This is a genomic window from Salinicola sp. 4072 (genome assembly GCF_036663415.1).
In the GTDB taxonomy this organism is placed as follows: domain Bacteria; phylum Pseudomonadota; class Gammaproteobacteria; order Pseudomonadales; family Halomonadaceae; genus Salinicola; species Salinicola salarius_A.
The window spans coordinates 22163-45516 of sequence record NZ_JAXOVV010000027.1 but is presented as its reverse complement, the minus strand read 5'-3'; the positions used below and the strand labels follow the sequence as shown (position 1 = coordinate 45516).

Genomic DNA, 23354 nt, shown 5'->3' with positions numbered 1-23354 from the left:
AGCCAAAATCATTCGACAAACGCGCAAGCCGCTCGCACAGGGAAAATCGCCCCGGCCCCGAAGGCTGGGCAGGAGGAAAAACATGCTACTTGCAACCGATCTCGACGGCACCTTTCTTGGCGGCAACTCTGAAGCCCGCCTGAGTCTCTACCAGACCATCGCCGCGCACCCGGATATCAAGCTGGCCTATATCAGCGGCCGCAGTCTGGAGGCGATTCTGCCGCTGTTGTCCGACCCCACGCTGCCGCAGCCGGACTATATCGTCGCCGACGTGGGTGCCAGCCTTTACTTCGGTGACAGCCTGCAACCGATCCAGCCGCTGCAGAACGAGATCGACTCCCGCTGGCCCGGCGAATCCCGGATCGCCAGCGCGATGCAACGCTTTCCCGACGTGGTGCGCCAGGACGAACCGCAGCTGCGGCGCTGCTCCTATTACTGCCCGCCAGAGCGGGCCACGGACGAGGCCCTGGCCGCCCTGGCCCGGGAACTGGACTGCGAGATGCTCTATTCGGCCGAGCGCTATCTCGATTTCCTGCCGAAAGGCGTCAACAAGGGCAGCAGCCTGCGCAAGCTGGTCGAATGGCTCGGGATCGACGAAGAGGAAGTGCTGGTGGCCGGCGATACCATGAACGATCTCGCCATGCTCACCGCCGGTTTCAAGTCCGTCTGCGTCGGCGGATCCGAACCCAAGCTGCTCGAACGGACCCAGAACCAGACGCGGGTGATGCACGCCGAGAACACTGGCTGCGCCGGCATCATCGAAGCGTTCGCCCATTTCGGTTTCCTCGGGGCTCACGGCATGGCGGCGGAGAATCGTCGCGACGAGACGCAGACCGGCAAGGCCGAACTGGTGATGGTCTATCACCGGCTGCCTTACGAAGAGTATCGAGTCGATGGCAAGATCCAGCGCCGTCGTCCGACTTCCCCCAATGGCATCATTCCGACGCTGCTGAGCTTCTTCGCCGACCAGCGGGGCTCGTGGATCGCATGGTCGATCCACGAGGAGGAGGACGAGGAGAAGTTCGTCACCCACACCAGCGTCGATGCCAAGCAGTACCCGCTGCTGACGGCTGCCCGCGTCCCGCTGACCAAGGTCCAGGTCGACACCTTCTACAAGCGCTTCTCCAAGGAGGCCTTCTGGCCGACCTTGCATACCTTCTGGGAGCGTGCGCATTTCCGCGAGGACGATTGGGAAGTCTACTGCGAGGTCAACCGCGCCTTCGCCGAACGCACCGCCGAGGAGGCCGCCGAGGGCGCGCTGATCTGGATCCACGACTACAACCTGTGGATGGTGCCGGCTTATCTGCGCGAGATGCGTCCCGATCTGCGCATCGCCTTCTTCCACCATACCTACTTTCCCTCGGCGGACGTCTTCAACGTGCTGCCGTGGCGCCGCGAGATCATTGGCAGCCTGCTGCAGTGCGACTATGTCGCGTTCCATATTCCGCGCCAAGTGGAGAACTTCGTCGATGTCGCCCGCGGTGTCGTCCCGCTGACCACGCTGTCCCGACAGAGCTGTGCGCCGCGGTTTCTGACCTACGGCTGCGCCGTCGGTCTCGAGACCATGACCACGGCCGTGGATACCGGCTCCCGCGTCGTCCGCCTGGGCGCGCATCCGGTCGGGCTGGATATCGATCGGATCAAGAATGCGCTGAACCAGGAAGGCGCCAGCTCGCGCATGGCCGAACTGCGGCAGGAGTTCGAGGGCGTCAAGCTGATCCTGTCGGTCGAACGGCTCGATTACACCAAGGGCATTCTCGAAAAGCTCCAGGCCTACGAACTCCTGCTCGACGAGAATCCCGAGCTGCGCGGCAAGGTCACCCTGGTCAGCATCTGCGTGCCCGCCGCACGCGAGATGACCATCTACAACGAGTTGCAGACCCAGATCGAGCAGACCATCGGTCATATCAACGGTCGCTTCGCCGACGTGGGCTGGACGCCGGTGCAGTTCTATTTCCGCGGCTTCCCCTTCGAGGAGGTGGTCGCCTGGTACGCCATGGCCGACGTGATGTGGATCACCCCGTTGCGTGACGGTCTCAACCTGGTAGCCAAGGAGTTCGCGGCGACCCAGGGGCTGACCCAGGGCTGTGGCGTGTTGGTGCTGTCGGAATTCGCCGGCGCGGCCGCTGAATTGAAAGGCGCCATTCTGACCAATCCGCACGACCTCCACGATCTGGCCCGGACCTGTTATCTGGGCCTCAACCTGCCTCGCGCGGAGGCGGAAGCGCGACTACGCCAGTTGAACGATGTCGTCAGCTACAACGATATCCGCCGCTGGGGCAACGAATTCATCGCTGCCATCAAGGGCGAAGAGCCGGCGGGCACCGAAAGCCCGGTCAACCCCACGGCCACCGGTCTGGTCTGACGCGCCGCGAGCCGGCAAACCACGACGATCGCCACTTGCTGCCAATGCAAGTGGCGCCCGTAGCCCGTAGCCCGTAGCCCGTAGCCCGTAGCCCGTAGCCCGTAGCCCGTAGCCCGTAGCCCGTAGCCCGTAGCCCGTAGCCCGTAGCCCGTAGCCCGTAGCTAGGGATTTTCGGTCGTCCACCACTCGCCATGATGTCTGGCACCATCGGCGAGCATCGGGGCCAGGTTGGCAAAGGCGTGATCGAGCTCCCGATCCAGCTGCCACGGCGGATTGAGCATCAACACGCCACTGCCGTACATGCCGCGGTCGGCGATCGGTTCCCGGATCTGCAGTTCGCTACGCCATAGTTTGGGAATACCGGCTTCTCGCAGCGTTGCCAGCATCGTCTGGTGGCGCCCCGCCGGCAATAGCGGATACCACACCAGTACCACCGCATGACGTACCTTGCGTACCACCTGGCGCAACGTCTCGGCGACCTCGTCATACTCTGCCTTGCGTTCGTAGCTGGGGTCGATCAGCACGCAGAGTCGCGGCGTGGAGACCGGCAATCCTTTCACTAGCCCCTTGAGACCATCCGCCTGCCGCCGCTGCACGGCGCTGTCGGTCGACAGGGCCTGCTCGGCCAGATGCTGGTGTTCGCCAGGATGCAGCTCGAACAGCGTCAGCCGATCCTGCGCACGTAGCGCCGAACCCAGCCACCAGGGCGAACCGGGGTATCGGCTCAGCTCGGCACCAGGCTGCAACGTCGCCAGCGCCGCCAGCCATTCACCCACCGGCGAATCGGCAGGTATACCGCGACGCCGCTGCCATAGCCGTTCGACGCCCTGGCGATATTCGCCCAGTTTCTGCGTCTCCGGTGCGGCCAGCGGATAGAGCCCCCGGCCGGCATGGGTATCGACGAAGCTGATGGCGGAAGATTTCTTCATCATGGCCTGGACGAGTTGCCGCAAGCCAAGGTGCTTGTGAACATCGGCGAAATTGCCGGCGTGATAGGCGTGCTGGTAGGCAAGCATGGGGATCCATCCATCAAAAAGGGCGCGGCTCTTGGCCGCGCCCGGATTCGAGACCGATCATCGGCCGTCTCGGGACGGCCTTGGGTCTCAGGACTGCTGTGTCGGCGTCAGCGTGATCTCGACGCGACGATTCTCAGCACGGCCCGCCTCGGAGTCGTTGCTGGCGACCGGGTTCGACTCGCCGTAGCCGACGGCATTGATTCGCCCGCCATCGACGCCACCCTGTTCGAGGTAGGTCGCCACCGACTGCGCACGCCGTTCGGAAAGCGTCTGGTTGTAGCTGTTCGAACCGGTGCTGTCGGTATAGCCGACCACGTTGATGCGCGTTTCCGGATAGGAGCGCAGCACCGCATTGACGTCGTTGAGCGCCTGACGTGCCGCCGTCTTGAGGTCACTGGCATCGACGTCGAAGGTCACGCTGCTCGGCATGTTGAGGATCAGGTCGTTGCCGTTACGCTCGACACCGATATCCGTGCCATCGAGGCGATTGCGCAATTCCTTCTCCTGGGAGTCCATATAGGCACCGACTCCGCCACCGATCGCCGCACCGGCCGCGGCACCGATCAAGGCGCGATCCCGGGTACTGCTGCCGCCATCGCCGGTCAGCGCGCCTGCAACCGCCCCGGCGACCGCCCCAATGCCGGCACCGCTCCAGGTCTTGGTGTTGCCGCTGCTCTGCTGCTGGCCATCGGTACCGGTGGAAGCACAGCCGGTCACACCAACCGCCATGGCGAGCGGAATGGACAACCAGAACGTCTTTTTCATCATCTTCATGCTTGAGGAGCTCCTTGCTGGCAAATCATCACGTCTTACCTGTCGCCAGAAACGTGACGACGAATCCATCACTGCTCGGCCCTCGTTCGAGGATCGACGCCGTTGGTCGAATGCGCTTCATCGAACAGCGCGAGCAGGTCGTTCAAGAATAACAGGCCTTGCGGGGTCGCTTGCAGACGCGACGGCGTCTCCATCAACAGTCCTTTCTGTCGCGCCGGCTCCAGGCGAGGCGTCAGTTCAAACAATGCCCGACCGGTATGGTTTATCCAATCCTCGGCGCTCACGCCTTCGGTCAGGCGCAAGGCGTTCATCAGAAACTCGAGCGGCAATGCCTGGTCGTCCACTTCCTGACCACCGGCCACGAAGCCGCGCGGGTCTTCGAGACGGCGCAGGTAGGCTTCGGGCTGGCGCGTTTTCCAGTAACGTTCGATACGCCATTTCCCCTTCGAGTCGATCCGGGAAAGTTTGCCGTGCGCACCGGCGCCGATGCCGAGATAGTCGCCGAAACGCCAGTAATTGAGGTTGTGGCGCGCCTGCCGCCCGGGCAGCGCGTAGGCGGATATCTCGTAGCGCGAGAAGCCGGCTGCCTCGATCCGTTCGTGACCGTCATCCTGGATATCCCACAGCCGTTCTTCATCGGGCAGCGTCGGCGGATGGGAGAAGAATTCGGTATTAGGCTCCAGCGTCAGCTGATACCACGACAGGTGAGTGGGCTCGAGTGACAGCGCCGTCTCGATATCCCGCAGCGCCGTCTCCAGCGTCTGACCGGGGAGGCCATGCATCAGGTCCAGGTTGACGTTGTCGAACCCGGCATCCCGAGCGCTGCGCATTGCCCGCGCCGCCTCGTCACCACTGTGGATGCGGCCCAGCGCTTCGAGCTGTGCGGCGGCGAAACTCTGCACACCGATGGATAACCGATTGATCCCCGCCCGGCGATAGCCCTCGAAGCGGCTCTGCTCCACCGTGCCAGGATTGGCTTCCAGAGTGATCTCGATATCCGGAGCGAAGGCCAGACGTGCACGCAGGCCATCGAAGAGACGCTGGTAGGCCGCCGGAGAGAACAGGCTCGGCGTACCGCCACCGATGAAGATACTGACGATCTCGCGGCCCCGAACCGCCGACAGGTCATGATCGAGATCCGCCAGCAGCGCTTCGACGTAACGGGACTCCGGCAGCTCCGCGCCGTGGCCGACACCATGCGAATTGAAATCGCAGTACGGACACTTGCGCACGCACCAGGGTACGTGGATGTAGAGCGCCAGCGGCGGCAACGCCATCATTCCGTGACCTGTCCCGAATCCTTGAGCTGCGTGATGAGCGATTGCAGTGCACGCCCTCGATGGCTCAAGCGGTTCTTCTCTTCGGCACTGAGCTCGGCGACGCTCATGCCGCATTCAGGTACCCAGAAAAGCGGATCGTAACCGAAACCACCGTCGCCACGCGGATACGCCAGAATATCGCCTTTCCAGTCGCACTGGACGATCAGCGGCACGGGATCGTCGGCATGCTGCAGGTAGACCAGTACGCACCAGTAACGCGCCGTGCGCTTCCCTTCGGGGACATCCTTGAGTGCCGCCAGCAGCTTGGCGTTGTTGGCCTTGTCCTTGGATTCGCCGTCGTTCGACTCCCCTGCATAGCGGGCCGAGTAGATCCCCGGTGCCCCGGCCAGCGCATCGACTGCCAGCCCGGAATCGTCGGCCAACGCCGGCAACCCGCTGGCACGGGCGGCGGCTCGCGCCTTGAGGATGGCATTCTCGACGAATGTCAGCCCGGTCTCTTCCACATCGGTCACGCCGAAATCCGACTGCGGCTGGACACGCAGACCAAGCGGGCCTAGTAGCTGCTGGAATTCAGCCAGTTTTCCACGGTTGCCACTGGCTACGACCAGGTTATCAATCTGCACGCTCATAGGCTCCTGTCAGAGTCTCCTGCCAAAAACGGTCATTCTACGGGGCGCGGCGATCGGGGCATAGCGCCCCTTATTATTGCCATTGAAGTTCCCACTACCGCCGGTGATGAGAAAACTCAAAAATTTGCCTGCTGGTCATTCCTGTTTTGTAGAGAGGAAAGCGTGCTTTTTCTGGGAATGGAAACAATGTTTTTTAACAAAACACCGTTAACCTATCCATAAATCCATGATTTTCAGAGGAAATATCAAAAAATTACAGGGTCCTTAATTGTCCCTGAGGTGTCACGGTTTGAAAAGTTAGATGCCCTATATTTACAACGCATGGGTTTTATTAACACTATTGGGCTCCAACAATCGCGGAAGGCAGTCGATTACCTAGCCAGGGATCACAACGAAAAGTGTAAAAGACTAATTAAAATCCTTCGAAGGGATCAGACCATGAACACAGAAAATACCGATATCGTACTTGTTACGGATTGTAACTCTCAATCTGTACTATTTTTGGACTACATCCACCAGAAAACCGGGTGCCGCGTCTCGGCACTCAGCCCTCAGGAGCGTTTTCCGGTGGCCGAGGGGCGCCACGTCCTCGTCCTGTTGGATGGAGATCACGTTCAGGAAAAGGACTTACTGGCCTGGAATACCAGAGCCGAAGAAAATAACGCGATCATTCTGTCGGCCTTCAATGTTCGCGATGACAAGCAGGTCATGGAACTGTTGATCGGTATCCACCTGCGTGGCGTGTTCTACCGGCAGGACAATCTTGAGCTTATTTGTAAAGGTATTGTCAAACTAATGGAAGGCGAGCTGTGGATTTCTCGGCCGCTCTCCGCGATGTTGATAGACTTTTACCGTCGCCAGCAGGTCAATACCTATCGACCGGTATGTGGCCTGACGCGACGTGAGCTGGAGATCGTTACCCTGCTGGTATCGGGTGCCAGCAATACGGAAATCGCAGAAAAACTGTTCGTGAGCGAACACACGGTCAAGTCGCATCTCTACAACTTGTTCCGCAAGATCAACGTTCACAACCGCATCCAGGCCACCAACTGGGCGCGACAGAATCTGGGCACGATTCCGGTCATGGCCTCACGTTACGCCAACGGACGCCGCTGAACGCAAGTAGCAATAGCAATAGCAATAACCCGATTTCAATCCACAGGGAAACCCCACCGGCTTCCCTGTGGATTTTTCAGTTCAGCCGCATGCGTTCCTGGATCAACGAAGCCAGCGTCAGATTGGCATCCGGCGCCGTCGTGTCGAGGTGTACGAGATGGGTCGTCTCGTTCCTGGCAAACGGCTCGAAGCGTTCCAGCTGCTGCTCCAGAATCGCAAGGCTGCTTTCCGAAGGTTCCCCGCTACGCCTGGCACGCTTGACGATGCGGGCTCGCAGTGTCGCCCGGTCCGCTTCGAAACTGACGATCAAGACGGGAAGCCCGCGCTTTTCGGCCTCGAACCGAAGCCGCTTGCGCTGCTCCAGCAGCAGGCAGGTGGCATCGATACACGCCGGCAAACCGGCTTCGAGTACCGTGCCCGTCAATTCGGCGAGACGCCGATAGGTCTGATCGGTGGCCTGCTCGCTATAGACTGCGTCGGCATCGTCGGGCGCCGCCGTAAAGTCGAATAGACGCTTGCGCTCGACATCGGACCGGATCCGTACCCCGCCCAGACGCCTCACGATCTCCTCGGTGAACCGGCTCTTGCCGCTGCCCGAGACACCGACCGCCAGGATCAGATAAGGGAAGCGGAACTCGCTGTACTCCTGAGCCATGGTCAGATAACGGCGGAAGACCTCTATGGGCTCGCCCCCAGGCAGATCGTCGATCATGCCGGCATCGTGATCCCTGACCAGCTCGATCCGTGCCCGCAACAGCGCCCGGTAGCGCTTGTAGAAGTTGAGCAGGCGGACCGCCTGATAATCCCCGGACAGCTCGAGATACCGATTGAGCGCATAGTGCGCGAACTCGTACTCGCCGCGGGCTTCCAGATCCATGATCAGAAAGGCGAGTTCGCAGGCGACGTCGCACCAGCGCAGGCGATCGTTGAACTCGATGCCATTGAACAGGATCGCCTTGCCCTCGAAACGCACCGCGTTGCCCAGGTGAATATCACCGTGGCTCTCGCGAATGAAACCGCCTTTCCAGCGTGACTCGAGAATGGGCTCGAGCCGGGCGAAACTCTCCAGCGTCAATGTCCTGACCCTGGCCAGTTGCTCCCGATCCCGAGACGATTCCAGAAGCGGCTCGATCGTCTCGAACTCGTTGACCAGCATGTCGTGAATGCTCGGCGGCGAGCCCAGCGGGTTATCGCCGGACACGCTGGGCGCCGACTCGTGCAACGCCACGAGCTGATCGATCAGGTCGTCGACCAGTTCCGCCGACAGTTCGCCACTGGCCTGCAGCGAGCTCAACAGATGGCGACTGCTGAACTGGCGCATCTTGACCGCGTACTCGATCGGCGCGCTGTTGTCGTTGACCCGCGGCGACGTCTCGGAACCTGAGATCGCGACGCAGCCGATATAGAGCGCAGGCGCCACGCGACGATTCAGCGTGACTTCCTGCTCGCAGAGGCGACGCCGCTTCTCCAAGGTCGAGAAATCGAGAAAACTGCCGTAATCCAGCGATTTCTTGATCTTGTAGGCGTAATCGCCCGTCGATACCACCCAGGAGATGGGGGTTTCGAACACTTCGACGGCGCCGATCGGATGATCGAAACAATCACTCTCCTTGAGCGCCTGTATCAGCGTTCGGCTCATGCGTCGTCTCCCTGTCAGTCGCGTTCGTGTCTCATGGCTGACGCATGGCGGCGAACGCCCGCTCGCTGGCCAATAAGGTCGTCTGAATATCGTCGTGCGTGTGCGCGCTCGACATGAATCCGGCCTCGAACGCGGAAGGAGCCAGATAAACGCCGGATTCCAGCATGTGCGCGAAGAAGTCGCGAAAGGCCTGCGCATCGCAAGCCATGGTCTGGCCGAAGTTGTCGACCCGCTGTTGCGCCGTGAAGAATAACCCGAACATGCCCCCGGCGCGCTGCGTGATCAGATCGATACCGGCATCGCGGGCACGCGCCTCGAGACCTTCACACAAGGTTTCCACGCGCGTGGAAAGCGCCTCGTGGAAGCCGGGCTGACGCACCTTGCCGAGCAGGGTGATACCGGCGGCCATCGCCAGCGGGTTGCCCGACAGCGTGCCGGCCTGATACACCGGCCCCAGCGGGGAGATCTGCTCCATGATGTCGCGCTTGCCGCCGAAGGCACCGACCGGCATGCCGCCGCCGACGATCTTGCCCAGACAGGTCAGATCCGGAGTGATGCCGTAATGGGCCTGAGCGCCGCCCAGCGCCACGCGGAACCCGGTCATGACCTCGTCGAAGATCAGCACGCTGCCGTGGTTGTTGCACACCTCGCGCAGCGCCTCCAGGAAGCCGGGCTGCGGCGGGATGCAGTTCATGTTGCCGGCCACCGGCTCGACGATGATCCCGGCGATCTGCTCGCCCATGGCCTCGAAGCACTCGTGCACGGCTTCGATATCGTTGTAGGCCAGCGTGATCGTATGCTCTGCCAGCGATGCCGGCACGCCCGGAGAGCTGGGCTCGCCGTGGGTCAGCGCACCGGATCCCGCCTTCACCAGCAGCGAATCCGAATGGCCGTGATAGTTGCCCTCGAACTTGACGATCTTGTCGCGCCCGGTGTAGCCCCGCGCCAAGCGGATCGCCGACATCGTCGCTTCGGTGCCGGAGTTGACCATTCGCACCATGTCGATGGAGGGAATGATCTCGCAGATCAGATCGGCCATGGTGGTCTCGATCGCCGTCGGCGTCCCGAAGGAAAGGCCGTTGTCCAGGCGTTCGCGAACCGCATTCAACACATCCGGATCGGCATGGCCCGTGATCATCGGCCCCCAGGAGCCCACGTAATCGATGTAACGCTTGCCCTCGACGTCGAACAGATAGGCGCCCTGGGCGCGCTCGACGAAGACCGGCGGCTGCGACATGCCCTTGAAGGCACGGACCGGGGAATTGACGCCGCCGGGGATATGCCGGCAGGCGCGTTCGAACAGTTCGGCGGATGTCGTCATGGTGTTCTCTCTAGCAAAGTTCTACCGACATCGATCGATGTCAGGCTTTCCATCGATGACGGAATTCGGTAAGGACGCGTCGGCGATAGTGGCATTGAGTTCACGCACCGCGCGGGCGATATCCGGCGCACCGAAAATAGCATGGACCACCGCCAGCATCTCGGCGCCCGCCGCACGGGCCCGACTCGCAGTACCCGCATCGATACCGCCGATCGCCACTCGTGGCAACCCCAGAGGCGCGACCTCGTCGAGTATCGACAGCGGCGCTGGCGCCGCTTCCGGCTTGGTCCGGGAAGCGAAGAACCGCCCGAAGGCCAGATAGCTGGCGCCGGCATCGGCTGCCGTACTCGCCAGCGCCGGCGAATCGTGGCAAGTCGCACCGATGATGGCGCACTCACCCAACCGCTGCCTGGCAGCCGCCAGCGAGACGTCCTCCTGACCGACGTGCAGGCCGACGACGTCTCCCCAGCGCTGCTGTAATCGCAACGCCAACTCGAGGTCGTCGTTGATGATCAGCGGCACCGCATGGTGTTCGCAGAGTGCCGCCAGCGCATCGCCCTGGCGCTGGCGGCGATGGGTGTCGGCGGACTTGTCGCGATACTGCAACAGCACGATACCGGCTTCCAGTGCCGCTTCGCAGCCAGCGAGCAGGGTTCGATCATCCGGCAGCAGATGGCTGTCGGTGATCGCGTAGAGCCCGTTCAGGGCCGATGGATTCGAGCGTGTCGGCATCATCATTCCAGCGTGGCATCGAAGTCGGGTGCGCGCCAGACCCGGTCCGGCAGATACTGGCCCTGGCCCAGCGCCAGGCCATTGTCCAGTGTATCCCAGGTGAACCGCTGGGCCTGGGCACAGGCCGCGGCCAGCCCCTCGCCGGCGGCCAGCCGGGTCGCCAGTGCCGAGGCCAGCGTACATCCCGACCCGTGATAGTCGGCCGGCAGACGGGGCCACTGCCATTGACGGTTGAGCTCTGGGGTGTGCAAGGTATGCACCACGTTGCCCGCCGTCGATTCCCCGTCCAGCGAGTCGGTGCCGGTCACGAGCACGGCGGCGCAGCCCAGCGACATCACCTCCACCACCCGCGCCACTTCGTCGGCAGCGGCGATGGCGGAGAGCAGCGTCAGCTCCCGCCGGTTGGGTGTCAAGATATCCACAAGGGGTAGTAGCCGGTGACGAATCGGTTCGAGCAGATCGGGTGTGGATAACTCGGAACCGCCGCCGCTGCGAATGACGGGATCGACGATCAGCGGCGTGCCGGGGCTCATCCTGGCGACATCGATTACCGCTTCCAGCACCTCGAGATTGGGAATCAGCCCCACCTTGATGGCCGCAATACGAAAGTCGTCGAACAGGGCGCGCGCTGCACGACGAATGAAATCGCCGCTGCAGGGCTCGACGCTGATCACGTCACGGGTCGACTGTACGGTCATCGCCGTGGGCACGGTCACCGGCCAGCCACCGCAGCCTCTCACGGCTTCTGCATCCGCGACCAACCCTGCGCCGCCGCTGGGATCGTGGCCCGCCAGAATCATCACCACAGGTTTATCGTCGTAGCGAATCATGATGCCCTCCTCGGGACCTCCGTCCCGCTACGTCAGCGTTTACGTCGATAATAGTTCTCGATCGCCTCGCGAGTGATGATACCGGAAATCTTGCGGATCATCGGCGCCGTGGTGTGCTCGACATAGAGTGCATCGACGCCGGATTCGTTGAGCGTGTCGTAGGCCTCGGACAGCGTCGCTTCCAGATGCACCGGCGCCAGATCGAGACGCTGACCGGGCACTTCCTCGAGATCGATCTGCTCATGCTCCGCGAGCCATGCCTCATCGTGCAGCACCCGCGCCAGATGGGCGGCCTTCATCGCCAGGGGTGGCTTGTCCCTGTCCTCCTGCATGATCACCAGCCAGGTCGGCTTGGAATCGAGCAGCGCCTTGGCCCGGTCGTGATCGATGATCCGAGGCGTGCGCACCAGGTTACGCTCCATTACGGCCGGCACGGCGACCCGCGACAGCGCCTGCATCAACGGCTGCTGCAGCGGGTGAAGCCCCTGCTGGTTGAGACTGGACAGGAAGAATCCCTGGCAGCGGCAGAGCTGGCGCGCCGTGAGCACCGCCACCACCACCGCCAGCATGCCGGGCAGCATGATCGCCGAATTGCGGGTCAGCTCCAGCAGTGCCAGCAAGGCGGCCAGCGGGGCCTGCAGCGCCGCCGCCATCATCGCCGCCATGCCGAGAACGGCATAAAGCGTCGGCGTCGTGACCACGCTCGGCAACAGGGTACCGCCGATCATCCCCATTACCGCGCCCACGGCAGCGCCGGACACCAGCATCGGCCCGATCACGCCCACCGGCACGCCGCCCGCCAGGCAGATGCCCGTCAATGCCAGCTTGATCACCGCCAGCACCAGCAGCACATCCAGCGCCATCGGCCCGTTGAGCATCTGTTCCAGGCTGTCGTAGCCGATCCCCTGAACCTGGGGATACCACCACGCCACGGCGCCGGTCAGCAGACCGACGATGGCCAGACGCAGGGCAAACGGGATTCGGGCAATCGACGCGTGCCCCTGCGCCAGACGCACGAAGCCGCCTGCCAGTACGCCCACGACCAGCGCCGTCAGTACGATCCAGGGCAGATCCAGCAGCGAATTGAGCTGCAACGCCGGCACGCTGAACGCCGGTTCGGCGCCGTAGACCGTCCAGGAGACCAGCGCGCCCATGGTGGCGGCGAGGATCACCGGCATGAAACCGGCGATGGTGTACTCCATCATCACCACTTCCATGGCGAAGATGACGCCGGCAATTGGCGTGTTGAACGAGGCGGAAATCCCCGCCGCCGTGCCGCACGCCACCAGCACGCGAAGGCTGTTGTGAGGCAGGCGCAGCCGCGAGCCGATCCAGCTCGAGGCTGCGGAACCGAGATGGATCGCCGGACCTTCACGGCCGGCCGACAGCCCGCCGATGACCGAAATGACACCGACCCACCACTGATTGATCCAGTTGCGCAGCGGCATCTTGCCCTGATGGTAGGCGAGGCGCTCGATGACGTGCCCGATCCCCATCTTCAGCGCCCGATTGGGCTGCGGCCACAGCCAGACGCCGATCAGGGCGACAGCGATCAGCGGCAAGGCGGCACGGAATGCGGGTGACAGGGTTTCGAAGGCTTCCGGGTCGTCGCCGGGTATGAAGAACAGCGCGCCGAATTCCAGCAACAGCCGGAACACGACCATGACGGTACCGGTCAGAATACCGGCGAGCGTCCCCAGCAGGCAGAGTTGCGGCATGGCATCGACGCTTGCCAGCTGGCGCCGAAAACGCTCGAGATTGAGGCGTGGGACGAACCGCGGCACGCGTGACAAACTCATCTCCTTGCCCGATCCGGATCGCTCGACTTTCGTGCGCGATACCTGTCCAGGCCGACAGCCACGCCGTGCGAGCGGTTAACGGGAATGACATCATACACCTATCGGCCCCGAGCCGAGAGAACATCGACGCCACTATAGTTGACCCTTTTACTCGGTATTAACGATAATGGACGCCAATCGGGCGAATTCCGCCCCACGTCATTTTCGATAAGCCGGTCTCGGCCCATGACCGGCACGCACGGGAGCGTGACGATGAGCACAGTGGAGTCTTTCGCTCCAACCCCGATGTTCTTCACCGATGCCGCTGCCAAGCGGGTCAAGGCGCTGATCGCCGAAGAGAACAATCCAGCCCTGAAACTGCGGGTCTACGTGACCGGCGGCGGCTGCTCGGGGTTTCAATACGGCTTCGATCTCGGCGACCAGACCGCCGAGGACGACACCGTGATCGACAACGATGGTGTCAGCCTGGTGGTGGATGCCCTTTCCTACCAGTACCTGGTCGGCTCGACGGTGGATTTCGAGGAAGGCCTGGCCGGCGCCCGCTTCATCATCAAGAACCCCAACGCCCAGTCCACCTGCGGCTGCGGTGCCTCGTTCTCGGTCTAGCAGACCAAGAGGAAGCACCGGATCTGCACCGGAAGCCGGTGTTTTCCCGCTTGGTCGAGTGCGAATATCTGCGCCGAGGTTACCTAGGTCGACTTGACGTTTAGTAACAACCTTCCTCAAGGTAGTTATCGATTGCTCCAATCGATAACTACCTTGAGGAAACCATGAAAAACAACATCACTCTGGGCCACTGGCTCGCCGTTCCCGCCTTCGCCCTCTCCCTAGGTGCCTCCAACCTGGCCTCGGCTCAGGACACCACGCTCAAGGCCGTCACCGACCCCAGCTTCGTGCCGTTCGAGATGATGGATCAGGACAGCGGCGAGATGGTCGGCTTCGATATGGATATCCTCCACGAGATCGCCGACCGCGCCGGCTTCAAGGTCGATCTCAATACCATGGACTTCAACGGCATCATCCCCGCCGTGCAGACCGGCAACGTCGATCTGGCCATCGCCGGCATCACCATTACCGACGAACGCCAGGAGATCGTCGATTTCAGCGACCCGTACTATGATTCCGGCCTGCGAATCCTGGTATCCGACGGCAGCGACATCGACTCACTGGACGACCTGGAAGGCAAGCGGGTTGCTACCAAGATCGGCTCCACCAGCTATGACTACCTGCAGGAAAACCTCGGCGACGATGCCGAGATCACGCCCTATCCGGGCAGTTCCGACATGTACATGGCGCTCATGGGCGGCAGTGCCGACGCCGTCTTCTATGACGCGCCCAATGTCGGCTATTTCGCCCAGACCAAGGGCAAGGGCAAGGTCAAGACCGCCGGCCCGCTCTACGAAGGCCAGCAGTACGGCATCGCTTTCGCCAAGGGCAGCCAGTGGGTCGAGCCCGCCAACAAGGCGCTGAAAGCCATGCATGAAGACGGCACTTACGACGAGATCCACGAGAAGTGGTTCGGCGCGGCACCGGACGCCAAATGATCGACCAACCCTGACCGGGGGCCGTCGCCTTGGGCGTCGGCCCCCGATCGTTGCCAGGACTCGCTTTCTACCCATCCCAAAAAAAAGAGAAACGGTCCTGAAAGACCTCGCCGCCCGGCGGTGGGGTCTTCTCTCGTTGCCGATGGAGACGCTCCGTGGAGTTCAATTTTCAGTTCGACTGGCAGGCGGCAATCGCTTCTCTGCCGTTTCTACTCAAGGGTCTCCCCTACACCCTGCTCATTTCCTTCGCCGGTCTGGCTATCGGCTTTCTTATCGGGATCCTCTTCGGGTTGATGCGAATCGGCCCCACGCGCTGGCTCCGCTGGCCCGCCGTGGTCTATGTCGAGGTGTTCCGCGGCACGCCAGTACTGGTCCAGGTGCTGTTCATCTTCTATGGCTTGCCCACGCTGCTAGGCGGCCCCATCAACGCGCTGACCGCCGGTATCGCTGCCATTGCGCTCAACGCCGGTGCCTACATCTCGGAGATCGTGCGCGGCGGCGTGCAATCGATCGAGCGAGGCCAGCGCGAAGCCGGGCTGTCGCTAGGGCTGTCGCCACCCCAGACCTTCCGCTACGTGATCTGGCCTCAGGCACTGCGCCGCATGATCCCGGCGCTGGGCAATCAGGGCATCGTCAGCATCAAGGACACCTCGCTGTTCTCGGTCATCGGTGTCGGCGAGCTGGTGCGCCAGGGTCAGGTCTATATCGCCAATACCTTCACCGCGCTGGAGGTCTATTTCATGATCGCCCTGCTCTACCTGGCGATCACCCTGAGTCTGTCGTTGGCTCTGAGTCTGCTCGAACGCAAGGGGTTGGTGGGATGAACGATAGCGTAACCAGTCAAGACGCCGACCGGACGGCGGATGCGTCGCCGATCGTACGGCTCGACAAGGTCGACAAGCACTTCGGTAAACTGCACGTGATGCAGGAGATCGATCTCAGCGTGGCCCACGGCGAAGTCGTGGTGATCATCGGCGCCAGCGGCTCGGGAAAATCGACCCTGATTCGCTGCGTCAACGGGCTCGAACCGTTCCAGTCCGGGCGTATCGAAGTCGACGGCAAGACCCTGATGCCCAACGGCGCCAGCGGCAAGTCCCTGCAGGCAGTACGCACCGAAGTCGGCATGGTGTTCCAGCAGTTCAACCTGTTCCCGCATCTGTCGATCCGCGACAACGTCACGCTGGCGCCACGCAAGGTCCGCGGCGTGACACGCGAGCAGGCCAACGCCATCGCCGACAGACTGCTTGAACGGGTCGGCATTGCCGATCAGGCCGACAAGTATCCGACCCAGCTCTCCGGCGGCCAGCAGCAACGCGTGGCGCTCGCCCGGGCGCTGGCCATGGAACCGCGGCTGATGCTGTTCGACGAGCCCACCTCCGCCCTGGATCCGGAGATGATCGGCGAGGTGCTCGACGCCATGCGCGAACTGGCCAACGACGGCATGACCATGATGATCGTCACTCACGAGATGGGCTTCGCGCGCGAGGTCGCCGATCGTGTGGTCTTCGTCCACGGCGGCCAGATTGTCGAGCAGGGCCCGCCAGAACAGCTCTTCGATCATCCCCGCCACGAACGTACGCAAGCGTTCCTTTCACGGGTGCTCAAGCACTAGCCCGGACGCGGGTTTGAGCGTTCCGAAAACCGCGGGCACTGGAGTCATTACCGGTGTCCGCCTTCCTCGAGGTACGCTCTACCCTCCTCAGTACGCTCAGCCCTTCCTGCACCGCACTTCTTCATTCCCATCGTAATTCCGCCTGTCCTCTTCGCCGCGTCTTACCATTTCGTCTCTTGACTCGAGCGATAAACGGCCGAGCCATCGGTTCGCCTCAGAATCGAAAAATCGGGTCGACCAAGGCCGATTTCGTCATTCATGGTTATCCCAGGCGCGTTTTTCCGCCTGTGGATAGTTTTTTTGCCTATCTGGCTGTAACCCTGATTCATCCGGCGCTGGTGGAGAATCCGTGGTTTGTTGACCACCGCGGTAACAGTTGGCGTATGCGCCGGTGGACAACCCGTGTGCGGATGGCGATGTGTACAAAGCGATCTTCTGTCCACAGGAAACAACGCCGTTGTCAGCAGCCTCCCCAGTGCTTTTCAAACAATCGAATAACAATGCAAGTGGTTATCACCCATAGGGTAATTCGACTTATCCACTGAAAACATCCACACCATTAGTTACTACCACAACAGAACTTCTTTATATATTTCTCTTTATTTAGTAATGACTCTGCTGGCTGGTGGGCTGAAGACAATCGGGTGTGGAAAACCCCTGACGGTTACCCACAGGAGGTTTATACTGGGCGGCTTTTCGAGATTCATTCACTGTCGGGTGCCTGTTCGAGCTACTCGTTTTCAGCACCTCGTGAGGTAAACCGTGGAGTATCCCGACCGTTTTCAGGTCATCGTGATCGGCGGTGGCCATGCCGGTACCGAAGCCGCTCTGGCAGCGGCACGTGGCGGTGCCCGCACCCTGCTGCTGACGCACAACATCGAGACGCTGGGCCAGATGTCCTGCAATCCCGCCATCGGCGGGATTGGCAAGAGCCATCTGGTCAAGGAGATCGATGCCCTGGGTGGTGCCATGGCACAGGCAACCGACCTGGCCGGCATCCAGTTTCGCGTGCTCAATTCCCGCAAGGGGCCGGCGGTTCGCGCCACCCGAGCCCAGGCCGATCGCGTGCGCTACAAGGCCGCCATTCGCGGCATCCTGGAGAACCAGGCGAATCTCACGCTGTTCCAGCAGGGTGTCGACGATCTGATTGTGGAAAACGACACCGTCGTCGGTGTCCAGACCCAGACCGGTATCCGCTTCATGGCAGATACCGTGGTGCTGTGTACCGGTACTTTCCTGGGTGGCGTGATTCACATCGGGCTGGATCATCATGCCGGCGGTCGCGCCGGCGATCCGCCGGCCAACGCGTTGGCGGAACGTCTGCGCGCGCTGCCGTTCCGGGTCGATCGGCTGAAAACCGGGACACCACCGCGGATCGATGCCAAGAGCGTCGATTTCTCCAGGCTCGAACCACAGCCCGGCGACACGCCGTTGCCGGTAATGTCGTATCTGGGCAGCCGCGAACAGCATCCGCGCCAGGTCGATTGTCATATCGCGCATACCAACGAGCGAACCCACGAGATCATCTTCGCCAATCTCGACCGTTCGCCGATGTATTCCGGCGTGATCGAAGGCGTGGGGCCGCGCTACTGCCCGTCGATCGAGGACAAGGTCCACCGCTTCGCCGACAAGTCCAGCCACCAGGTGTTCATCGAACCCGAAGGTCTGGATACCCACGAGCTCTATCCGAACGGGATCTCCACGTCTCTGCCGTTCGACGTGCAACTGCAGGTCGTGCGCTCGATCACCGGACTCGAAAACGCGCATATCACCCGGCCCGGCTACGCCATCGAGTACGATTTCTTCGATCCGCGTGATCTCAAGCACTCGCTGGAAACCAAATTTATCCACAACCTGTTCTTCGCCGGTCAGATCAACGGTACGACGGGTTACGAGGAAGCCGGCGCCCAGGGGCTGCTGGCGGGCATCAACGCCGCTCGCCGTGCCCAGGGGGAATCCGCCTGGTGGCCGCGGCGCGACGAGGCCTATCTCGGCGTGCTGGTCGACGATCTGATCACCATGGGCACGCAAGAGCCCTATCGGATGTTCACGTCGCGCGCCGAATACCGGCTGCTGCTGCGCGAAGACAATGCCGACCTGCGGCTGACGCCGGTCGGACGGGAGCTGGGCCTGGTCGACGATCATCGCTGGTCGGCGTTCGCCACCAAGCGTGACCGGATCGAGCAGGAGAGCGCCCGGCTGCGTTCGACCTGGGTCCAGCCGAAAACGCCGGCGGCCGAGCGCGTGGCAGAGAAACTCGGGCAACCGTTGGCGCGTGAATACAGCCTGATGGATCTGCTCAAGCGGCCCGAGCTCACCTACGCCGACGTGGCCTCGCTCAAGGGCGAGGCCGTCAGCGAGGAGCCCGTCGCTGAGCAGGTGCAGATCGAGGCCAAATACGAAGGCTATATCGCGCGCCAGCAGGACGAGATCGATCGGATGCGGCGTCACGAAGCGACACCGCTGCCGGAATCGCTGGACTACGCCAAGGTCGAGGGTCTCTCCAACGAGATTCGCCAGAAACTCGAGCAGGCGCGGCCGCAGACGCTGGGCCACGCCGGTCGCATTTCCGGCGTGACCCCGGCCGCCGTCTCGATTCTGCTGATCCATCTCAAGAAGCGTCGACTGATCGACGACAGCCGGGCATTGAGCGCATGACGCCAGCGTGTGAACGACTGCTGGACGAGGGTCTGGCGGCACTGAATGTTGAGATCGACCACCGACAGCGCGAGCGGTTGCTAACGCTGCTCGCGTTGTTGCACAAGTGGAATCGCGCCTATAACCTCACCGCAGTGCGCTCGCCCGAGGCGATGGTCAGCCGCCATCTGCTGGACAGCGCCAGCGTGGCCTTTGCCGTGAGCGGCCCCACCTTGCTGGACGTGGGTTCCGGGCCCGGGTTCCCGGGACTGGTACTGGCCATCCTGGATCCCGGACTTCAAGTCACGCTGCTGGACAGCAACGGCAAGAAAGTGCGCTTCCAGCGTCAGGCGGTGATGGAACTCGGGCTCGATAACGTGCGCTGCGAGCAGGTTCGGGTCGAAGCCTTCGACGCCACGTTCGACCAGGTCATCTCGCGCGCTTTCGCCTCGCTGGGCGATTTCATCGGGCTCACCGAGCCCTTGCTGGCCGAAGGCGGAGAATGGCTGGCGATGAAAGGGGGGCTCGAACCCCAAGAGCTCGAATCCGTGCCGGCCCATGTCGCGGTGCACGAGCGTCTCGCCCTGTCGGTGCCCGGTGTCGACGACGCCGAACGGCAACTGCTTCGTCTCGGGCGGGTCGATGATGCAGGCCATCGTCGATAAGCGTCTCTTGAGATCGATGGACGCGTCATGAGCCGGGCATGGGGACAGCGGCCTCGACGCCAATGCCGATTTAGCGTTAGCGGATCGCAAGCGATCCACAGGATCAGTTTCGACGAAGGGAGTCGCCAGTGACCAGAATCATCGCATTGACCAATCAGAAGGGCGGTGTCGGCAAGACCACGACCGCGGTCAATCTGGCGGCTTGCCTGGCGGCACTCGATCGTCGTGTGTTGTTGATCGATCTGGATCCCCAGGGTCACGCCACCATGGGCAGCGGGGTCGACAAGCACGATCTCGACGGCAGCGTCCTCGAGGTGCTGCTAGGCGACAAGAGCGCCGCCGAGGTGATTGTCGACTGTGCCGTGGCCGGTTATGCGCTGCTGCCGGGCAACGGCGACCTGACCGCTGCCGAGGTCGATCTACTCGACCGCGATGGCCGCGAGCGGGTGCTGCAAACGGCCATCGAGAGCGTCGCCGAAGATTACGACGTGGTGATGATCGACTGCCCGCCATCGCTCAACATGCTGACGGTCAACGCCCTTACCGCCGCCCACGGCGTGCTGATTCCGGTGCAGTGCGAATTCTACGCGTTAGAAGGCCTTTCGGCGCTGCTCGATACCGTCGAACAGATCCAGGAGAGTGTGAACCCCGCGCTCGAGATATTCGGCATCGTGCGAACCATGTACGACCCCCGCAACAGCCTGACTCGAGACGTCAGCAAGCAGCTCGGCCAGTATTTCGGCGATTCCCTGCTCAAGGCCACGATTCCGCGCAACGTCCGCGTGGCGGAAGCGCCCAGTCATGGCGTGCCGGTCACCAAATATGCGCGGCTGTCGCGTGGCAGCCAGGCCCACCGGGTCCTGGCCAAGGAACTGATTCGCCGGCTGGCGCTGTAATGACGATGACTGCTGCGAGGAATACCCCATGACGACGCGAAAACGCCCCCTGGGTCGCGGTCTCGACGCCCTGATCGGATCCAGCGCCCGCCGCCGCGACGGTTTGTCGCAGGCCGATTCGGATACGCCGTCACCCGCACAGGCGCCGCCGGAATCCCAGTCTGTCGAAGAAAGACTCGAGCGGTTGCCGCTGCGCCAGTTGACCCGAGGCAAGTATCAGCCACGACGTGACATCCAGCCCGAAGCCCTGGAAGAACTGGCGGATTCGATCCGTGCACAAGGCGTCATGCAGCCGATCGTGGTGCGACAAATTGGCGCAGAGCGCTACGAGATCATCGCCGGCGAACGTCGCTGGCGGGCTTCTCAACTGGCCGAGCTCGATACCATTCCGGCAGTCATTCGCGAAGTCAGCGACGAGGTCGCGCTGGCGCTGGCGCTGATCGAGAACATTCAGCGCGAGAACCTCAACCCGGTCGAGGAGTCGATGGCGCTCAAGCGTCTGCTCGACGAGTTCGAACTGACCCAGCAGCAGGTCGCCGATGCGGTAGGGCGCTCCCGTGCCCAGGTCGCCAACTTGCTGCGTCTGCTGGCGCTGGAACCGCAGGTGTTGACGCTGCTCGAACGTGGCGATCTGGACATGGGACACGCCCGCGCCCTGCTCAGCCTGCCGGCCGCCAAGCAGCGGCACGCCGCGCACGAAGTCGTGGCGCGGGAGCTTACCGTGCGCCAGACCGAAGCCTTGGTGAAACAGATCGCCAGCGGCCAGAAAAAGGCCGAGGACAAGCGGCCACCGGCGGATGTCGGGCGGCTCGAGAATCGCCTGGCCGACCTGCTGGGTGCACCGGTCAAGATTCATCACAACAGTTCCGGGAAGGGGCGAGTCACCATTCGTTACACCAGCCTCGACGAACTGGATGGCATACTCGGCCACATCCGCTGAAGAGTGATGAATCGTCAACGCTTTCAGAGATTGAAAAAACGTTTAGCGCGTTAACGGAAATTGCGCACTTTTCGTGATCGTTTTCTCCAAAAGACGCCTCAGATCGGTGCAGGTTCGGTTGAAGCGGCATTGCCGCTTCTCTATAATCCGCCGAGATTTGCCAGGCTGATGCCGACGCAGACATCGAACATAGAAACAAGACCATTCCAGGATTCAAGGCGAGACCGACGCCATGCAACCAGCGGCACCGGCCAAGCTTCCAAGACCGCGAATCGCGGCGTTGATCCTGCTACAGTGCGGCGTGGTGATGGGGCTGGCTCTCATTGCCTGGGGGGGCTGGGATCGCGGAACGGCGGTTTCCGCCTTGAGCGGTGGCCTCGTTGCTGCCATCCCCAACGCCTTTTTTGCCTGGCGTGCCTTTCGCTATCAGGGCGCAGCGCAGGCAAGATACATCGTCAAGAGTTTCTACCACGCCGAGGCCGGCAAGTTCGGTTTGACGGCGGCACTGTTCACGCTGGTGTTCGTGGCAGTGCCCCCCTCAAACCCCGCTTTCTTCTTTGGCGCTTATGTGGTGACGCTGCTGGCGCATTGGTTGGGGCCCTGGCTCCTGCGCCGACCGTCACACATTCAATCTCGAGGCTGAACCATGGCTGGCAACAACATGACGAGTACGGAGTACATCCAGCACCATTTGCAGAACATGACGTTTGGTCTGCATCCGGAAAACGGCTGGTCCATGGCTCATTCCGCTGCCGACGCCAAGGCAATGGGGTTCTGGGCCATTCATGTCGATACCATGCTGTGGTCGATCGGACTCGGGGTACTGTTTCTCTACCTGTTCCGCCTGGTCGCCAAGCGCGCTTCCACGGGCGTGCCGACCGGGCTGCAGAATTTCGTCGAGATGATGGTCGAATTCGTCGATGGTTCCGTACGAGAGACGTTCCACGGCAAGAGCCGGCTGATCGCGCCGCTGTCGCTGACGATCTTCTGCTGGATCTTCCTGATGAATATCATGGACCTGGTGCCGGTGGACTTCCTGCCGATGCTGGCCCAGAAGGTGGGTGCCTGGTTCGGTGCCGACCCGGCGCACGTCTATTTCAAGGTCGTACCCACGACCGACGTCAATGCCACGCTCGGCATGTCGCTTTCGGTCTTCGCGCTGATCATTTTCTATTCCATTCGTTCCAAAGGGCTGTCCGGTTTCGTCGCAGAATTGACGCTGCACCCGTTCAACACGCCCAACAAACTTGCCCAGATCTTGTTGATTCCGGTCAACTTCCTGCTTGAAATCGTTACCTTGTTGGCCAAACCGGTTTCACTGGCGCTGCGACTGTTCGGTAACCTCTACGCCGGTGAACTGATCTTCATCCTGATAGCCATGGTCGGACTGTGGCAGCTTCCGCTGCACTTCCCGTGGGCGGTCTTCCACATCCTGATCATCACGCTGCAGGCCTTCATCTTCATGATGCTTACCATCGTCTATCTGAGCATGGCGACGGAAGAGCAGCATTGAGTAGCGTTTCCCGTTAACCCCTGACCCTTAGTAAAACTCGACTGAG

21 protein-coding genes are annotated in these 23354 nt (G+C 62.0%); 12 read left to right on the top strand and 9 right to left on the bottom strand.

All coding sequences use genetic code 11. The features are described 5' to 3' along the window. The first annotated feature begins 82 nt into the window (after nucleotides 1–82). On the top strand, nucleotides 83–2365 hold the full coding sequence (gene ggpS, locus R3F72_RS15800) for a glucosylglycerol-phosphate synthase (RefSeq protein WP_332780139.1): 2283 nt from the start codon (nucleotides 83–85) through the stop codon (nucleotides 2363–2365). A 161-nt stretch (nucleotides 2366–2526) separates the two neighbouring features. On the opposite strand, the gene R3F72_RS15795 is transcribed toward ggpS, so the two are convergent. The 4 genes from R3F72_RS15795 to rdgB form a co-directional block, all read right to left on the bottom strand. Continuing rightward, complete coding sequence (locus R3F72_RS15795; RefSeq protein ID WP_332780138.1) at nucleotides 2527–3381, bottom strand: 23S rRNA (adenine(2030)-N(6))-methyltransferase RlmJ; 855 nt, start codon at nucleotides 3379–3381, stop codon at nucleotides 2527–2529. A gap of 87 nt (nucleotides 3382–3468) precedes the next feature. Continuing rightward, nucleotides 3469–4146, bottom strand: a complete 678-nt coding sequence (locus R3F72_RS15790; protein ID WP_303853987.1) for an OmpA family protein — start codon at nucleotides 4144–4146, stop codon at nucleotides 3469–3471. A 77-nt stretch (nucleotides 4147–4223) separates the two neighbouring features. After that, nucleotides 4224–5435, bottom strand: coding sequence for a radical SAM family heme chaperone HemW (gene hemW / locus R3F72_RS15785; protein WP_442978359.1), 1212 nt, complete (start codon nucleotides 5433–5435; stop codon nucleotides 4224–4226). Beyond that, on the bottom strand, nucleotides 5432–6058 hold the full coding sequence (gene rdgB / locus R3F72_RS15780; RefSeq protein WP_442978358.1) for an RdgB/HAM1 family non-canonical purine NTP pyrophosphatase: 627 nt from the start codon (nucleotides 6056–6058) through the stop codon (nucleotides 5432–5434). Before rdgB ends, hemW begins: the two co-directional genes overlap by 4 nt. Nucleotides 6059–6502: 444 nt before the next feature. Between rdgB and R3F72_RS15775 the strand changes: the two genes are divergently transcribed. Continuing rightward, nucleotides 6503–7180 carry a LuxR C-terminal-related transcriptional regulator gene (locus R3F72_RS15775; protein WP_332780136.1) on the top strand — a complete coding sequence of 226 codons (678 nt, stop codon included), beginning with the start codon at nucleotides 6503–6505 and terminating at the stop codon, nucleotides 7178–7180. 76 nt (nucleotides 7181–7256) lie between these two features. Here R3F72_RS15775 and R3F72_RS15770 read toward each other — a convergent pair whose 3' ends face one another. Genes R3F72_RS15770 through R3F72_RS15750 form a run of 5 tightly spaced genes read right to left on the bottom strand, consistent with a single transcriptional unit; the run spans nucleotide 7257 to nucleotide 13501 of the window. Next, nucleotides 7257–8819 carry a bifunctional aminoglycoside phosphotransferase/ATP-binding protein gene (locus R3F72_RS15770; RefSeq protein WP_332780135.1) on the bottom strand — a complete coding sequence of 521 codons (1563 nt, stop codon included), beginning with the start codon at nucleotides 8817–8819 and terminating at the stop codon, nucleotides 7257–7259. A 31-nt stretch (nucleotides 8820–8850) separates the two neighbouring features. Continuing rightward, the gene (hemL, locus tag R3F72_RS15765; RefSeq protein ID WP_087720421.1) at nucleotides 8851–10140 is read right to left on the bottom strand and encodes a glutamate-1-semialdehyde 2,1-aminomutase; all 1290 of its coding nucleotides are present in this window, start codon (nucleotides 10138–10140) and stop codon (nucleotides 8851–8853) included. Between the two features lie 21 nt (nucleotides 10141–10161). After that, complete coding sequence (thiE, locus tag R3F72_RS15760) at nucleotides 10162–10872, bottom strand: thiamine phosphate synthase (protein ID WP_087720422.1); 711 nt, start codon at nucleotides 10870–10872, stop codon at nucleotides 10162–10164. A 2-nt stretch (nucleotides 10873–10874) separates the two neighbouring features. After that, nucleotides 10875–11702, bottom strand: coding sequence for a bifunctional hydroxymethylpyrimidine kinase/phosphomethylpyrimidine kinase (gene thiD, locus R3F72_RS15755; protein WP_087720423.1), 828 nt, complete (start codon nucleotides 11700–11702; stop codon nucleotides 10875–10877). A gap of 32 nt (nucleotides 11703–11734) precedes the next feature. Beyond that, nucleotides 11735–13501, bottom strand: coding sequence for a chloride channel protein (locus tag R3F72_RS15750; protein WP_332780134.1), 1767 nt, complete (start codon nucleotides 13499–13501; stop codon nucleotides 11735–11737). 252 nt (nucleotides 13502–13753) lie between these two features. Between R3F72_RS15750 and erpA the strand changes: the two genes are divergently transcribed. From erpA to atpB, 10 genes are all read left to right on the top strand, one after another. Then, a complete protein-coding gene (gene erpA, locus R3F72_RS15745; protein WP_087720425.1) occupies nucleotides 13754–14107 on the top strand; it encodes an iron-sulfur cluster insertion protein ErpA in 354 nt (117 codons plus the stop codon). A gap of 164 nt (nucleotides 14108–14271) precedes the next feature. Then, nucleotides 14272–15045: a transporter substrate-binding domain-containing protein gene (locus tag R3F72_RS15740; RefSeq protein ID WP_332780133.1), complete on the top strand. Its 774-nt coding sequence runs from the start codon at nucleotides 14272–14274 to the stop codon at nucleotides 15043–15045. Nucleotides 15046–15200: 155 nt separating this feature from the next. Continuing rightward, a complete protein-coding gene (locus R3F72_RS15735; protein WP_071232466.1) occupies nucleotides 15201–15869 on the top strand; it encodes an amino acid ABC transporter permease in 669 nt (222 codons plus the stop codon). Then, on the top strand, nucleotides 15866–16657 hold the full coding sequence (locus R3F72_RS15730) for an amino acid ABC transporter ATP-binding protein (RefSeq protein ID WP_332780132.1): 792 nt from the start codon (nucleotides 15866–15868) through the stop codon (nucleotides 16655–16657). Before R3F72_RS15735 ends, R3F72_RS15730 begins: the two co-directional genes overlap by 4 nt. Nucleotides 16658–17419: 762 nt before the next feature. Then, nucleotides 17420–19315, top strand: coding sequence for a tRNA uridine-5-carboxymethylaminomethyl(34) synthesis enzyme MnmG (mnmG, locus tag R3F72_RS15725; protein ID WP_332780131.1), 1896 nt, complete (start codon nucleotides 17420–17422; stop codon nucleotides 19313–19315). Next, nucleotides 19312–19959, top strand: a complete 648-nt coding sequence (gene rsmG, locus R3F72_RS15720; RefSeq protein WP_332780130.1) for a 16S rRNA (guanine(527)-N(7))-methyltransferase RsmG — start codon at nucleotides 19312–19314, stop codon at nucleotides 19957–19959. Before mnmG ends, rsmG begins: the two co-directional genes overlap by 4 nt. A gap of 128 nt (nucleotides 19960–20087) precedes the next feature. Continuing rightward, nucleotides 20088–20855: a ParA family protein gene (locus R3F72_RS15715; protein WP_332780129.1), complete on the top strand. Its 768-nt coding sequence runs from the start codon at nucleotides 20088–20090 to the stop codon at nucleotides 20853–20855. Nucleotides 20856–20883: 28 nt separating this feature from the next. Continuing rightward, nucleotides 20884–21795, top strand: coding sequence for a ParB/RepB/Spo0J family partition protein (locus R3F72_RS15710; RefSeq protein ID WP_332780128.1), 912 nt, complete (start codon nucleotides 20884–20886; stop codon nucleotides 21793–21795). Between the two features lie 232 nt (nucleotides 21796–22027). After that, nucleotides 22028–22438 (top strand): F0F1 ATP synthase subunit I, encoded by a 411-nt coding sequence (locus R3F72_RS15705; protein WP_087720432.1) that lies wholly within the window; start codon nucleotides 22028–22030, stop codon nucleotides 22436–22438. 3 nt (nucleotides 22439–22441) lie between these two features. Beyond that, on the top strand, nucleotides 22442–23308 hold the full coding sequence (atpB, locus tag R3F72_RS15700) for a F0F1 ATP synthase subunit A (protein ID WP_087720433.1): 867 nt from the start codon (nucleotides 22442–22444) through the stop codon (nucleotides 23306–23308). Nucleotides 23309–23354 lie beyond the last annotated feature (46 nt).

Coding starts and splice junctions, on each gene's coding strand:
- ggpS (WP_332780139.1), top strand. CDS start 83: ATGCTACTTGCAACCGATCTCGACGGCACCTTTCTTGGCGGCAACTCT.
- R3F72_RS15795 (WP_332780138.1), bottom strand. CDS start 3,381: ATGCTTGCCTACCAGCACGCCTATCACGCCGGCAATTTCGCCGATGTT.
- R3F72_RS15790 (WP_303853987.1), bottom strand. CDS start 4,146: ATGAAAAAGACGTTCTGGTTGTCCATTCCGCTCGCCATGGCGGTTGGT.
- hemW (WP_442978359.1), bottom strand. CDS start 5,435: ATGATGGCGTTGCCGCCGCTGGCGCTCTACATCCACGTACCCTGGTGC.
- R3F72_RS15775 (WP_332780136.1), top strand. CDS start 6,503: ATGAACACAGAAAATACCGATATCGTACTTGTTACGGATTGTAACTCT.
- R3F72_RS15770 (WP_332780135.1), bottom strand. CDS start 8,819: ATGAGCCGAACGCTGATACAGGCGCTCAAGGAGAGTGATTGTTTCGAT.
- hemL (WP_087720421.1), bottom strand. CDS start 10,140: ATGACGACATCCGCCGAACTGTTCGAACGCGCCTGCCGGCATATCCCC.
- thiE (WP_087720422.1), bottom strand. CDS start 10,872: ATGCCGACACGCTCGAATCCATCGGCCCTGAACGGGCTCTACGCGATC.
- thiD (WP_087720423.1), bottom strand. CDS start 11,702: ATGATTCGCTACGACGATAAACCTGTGGTGATGATTCTGGCGGGCCAC.
- R3F72_RS15750 (WP_332780134.1), bottom strand. CDS start 13,501: ATGAGTTTGTCACGCGTGCCGCGGTTCGTCCCACGCCTCAATCTCGAG.
- erpA (WP_087720425.1), top strand. CDS start 13,754: ATGAGCACAGTGGAGTCTTTCGCTCCAACCCCGATGTTCTTCACCGAT.
- R3F72_RS15740 (WP_332780133.1), top strand. CDS start 14,272: ATGAAAAACAACATCACTCTGGGCCACTGGCTCGCCGTTCCCGCCTTC.
- R3F72_RS15730 (WP_332780132.1), top strand. CDS start 15,866: ATGAACGATAGCGTAACCAGTCAAGACGCCGACCGGACGGCGGATGCG.
- rsmG (WP_332780130.1), top strand. CDS start 19,312: ATGACGCCAGCGTGTGAACGACTGCTGGACGAGGGTCTGGCGGCACTG.
- R3F72_RS15710 (WP_332780128.1), top strand. CDS start 20,884: ATGACGACGCGAAAACGCCCCCTGGGTCGCGGTCTCGACGCCCTGATC.
- R3F72_RS15705 (WP_087720432.1), top strand. CDS start 22,028: ATGCAACCAGCGGCACCGGCCAAGCTTCCAAGACCGCGAATCGCGGCG.
- atpB (WP_087720433.1), top strand. CDS start 22,442: ATGGCTGGCAACAACATGACGAGTACGGAGTACATCCAGCACCATTTG.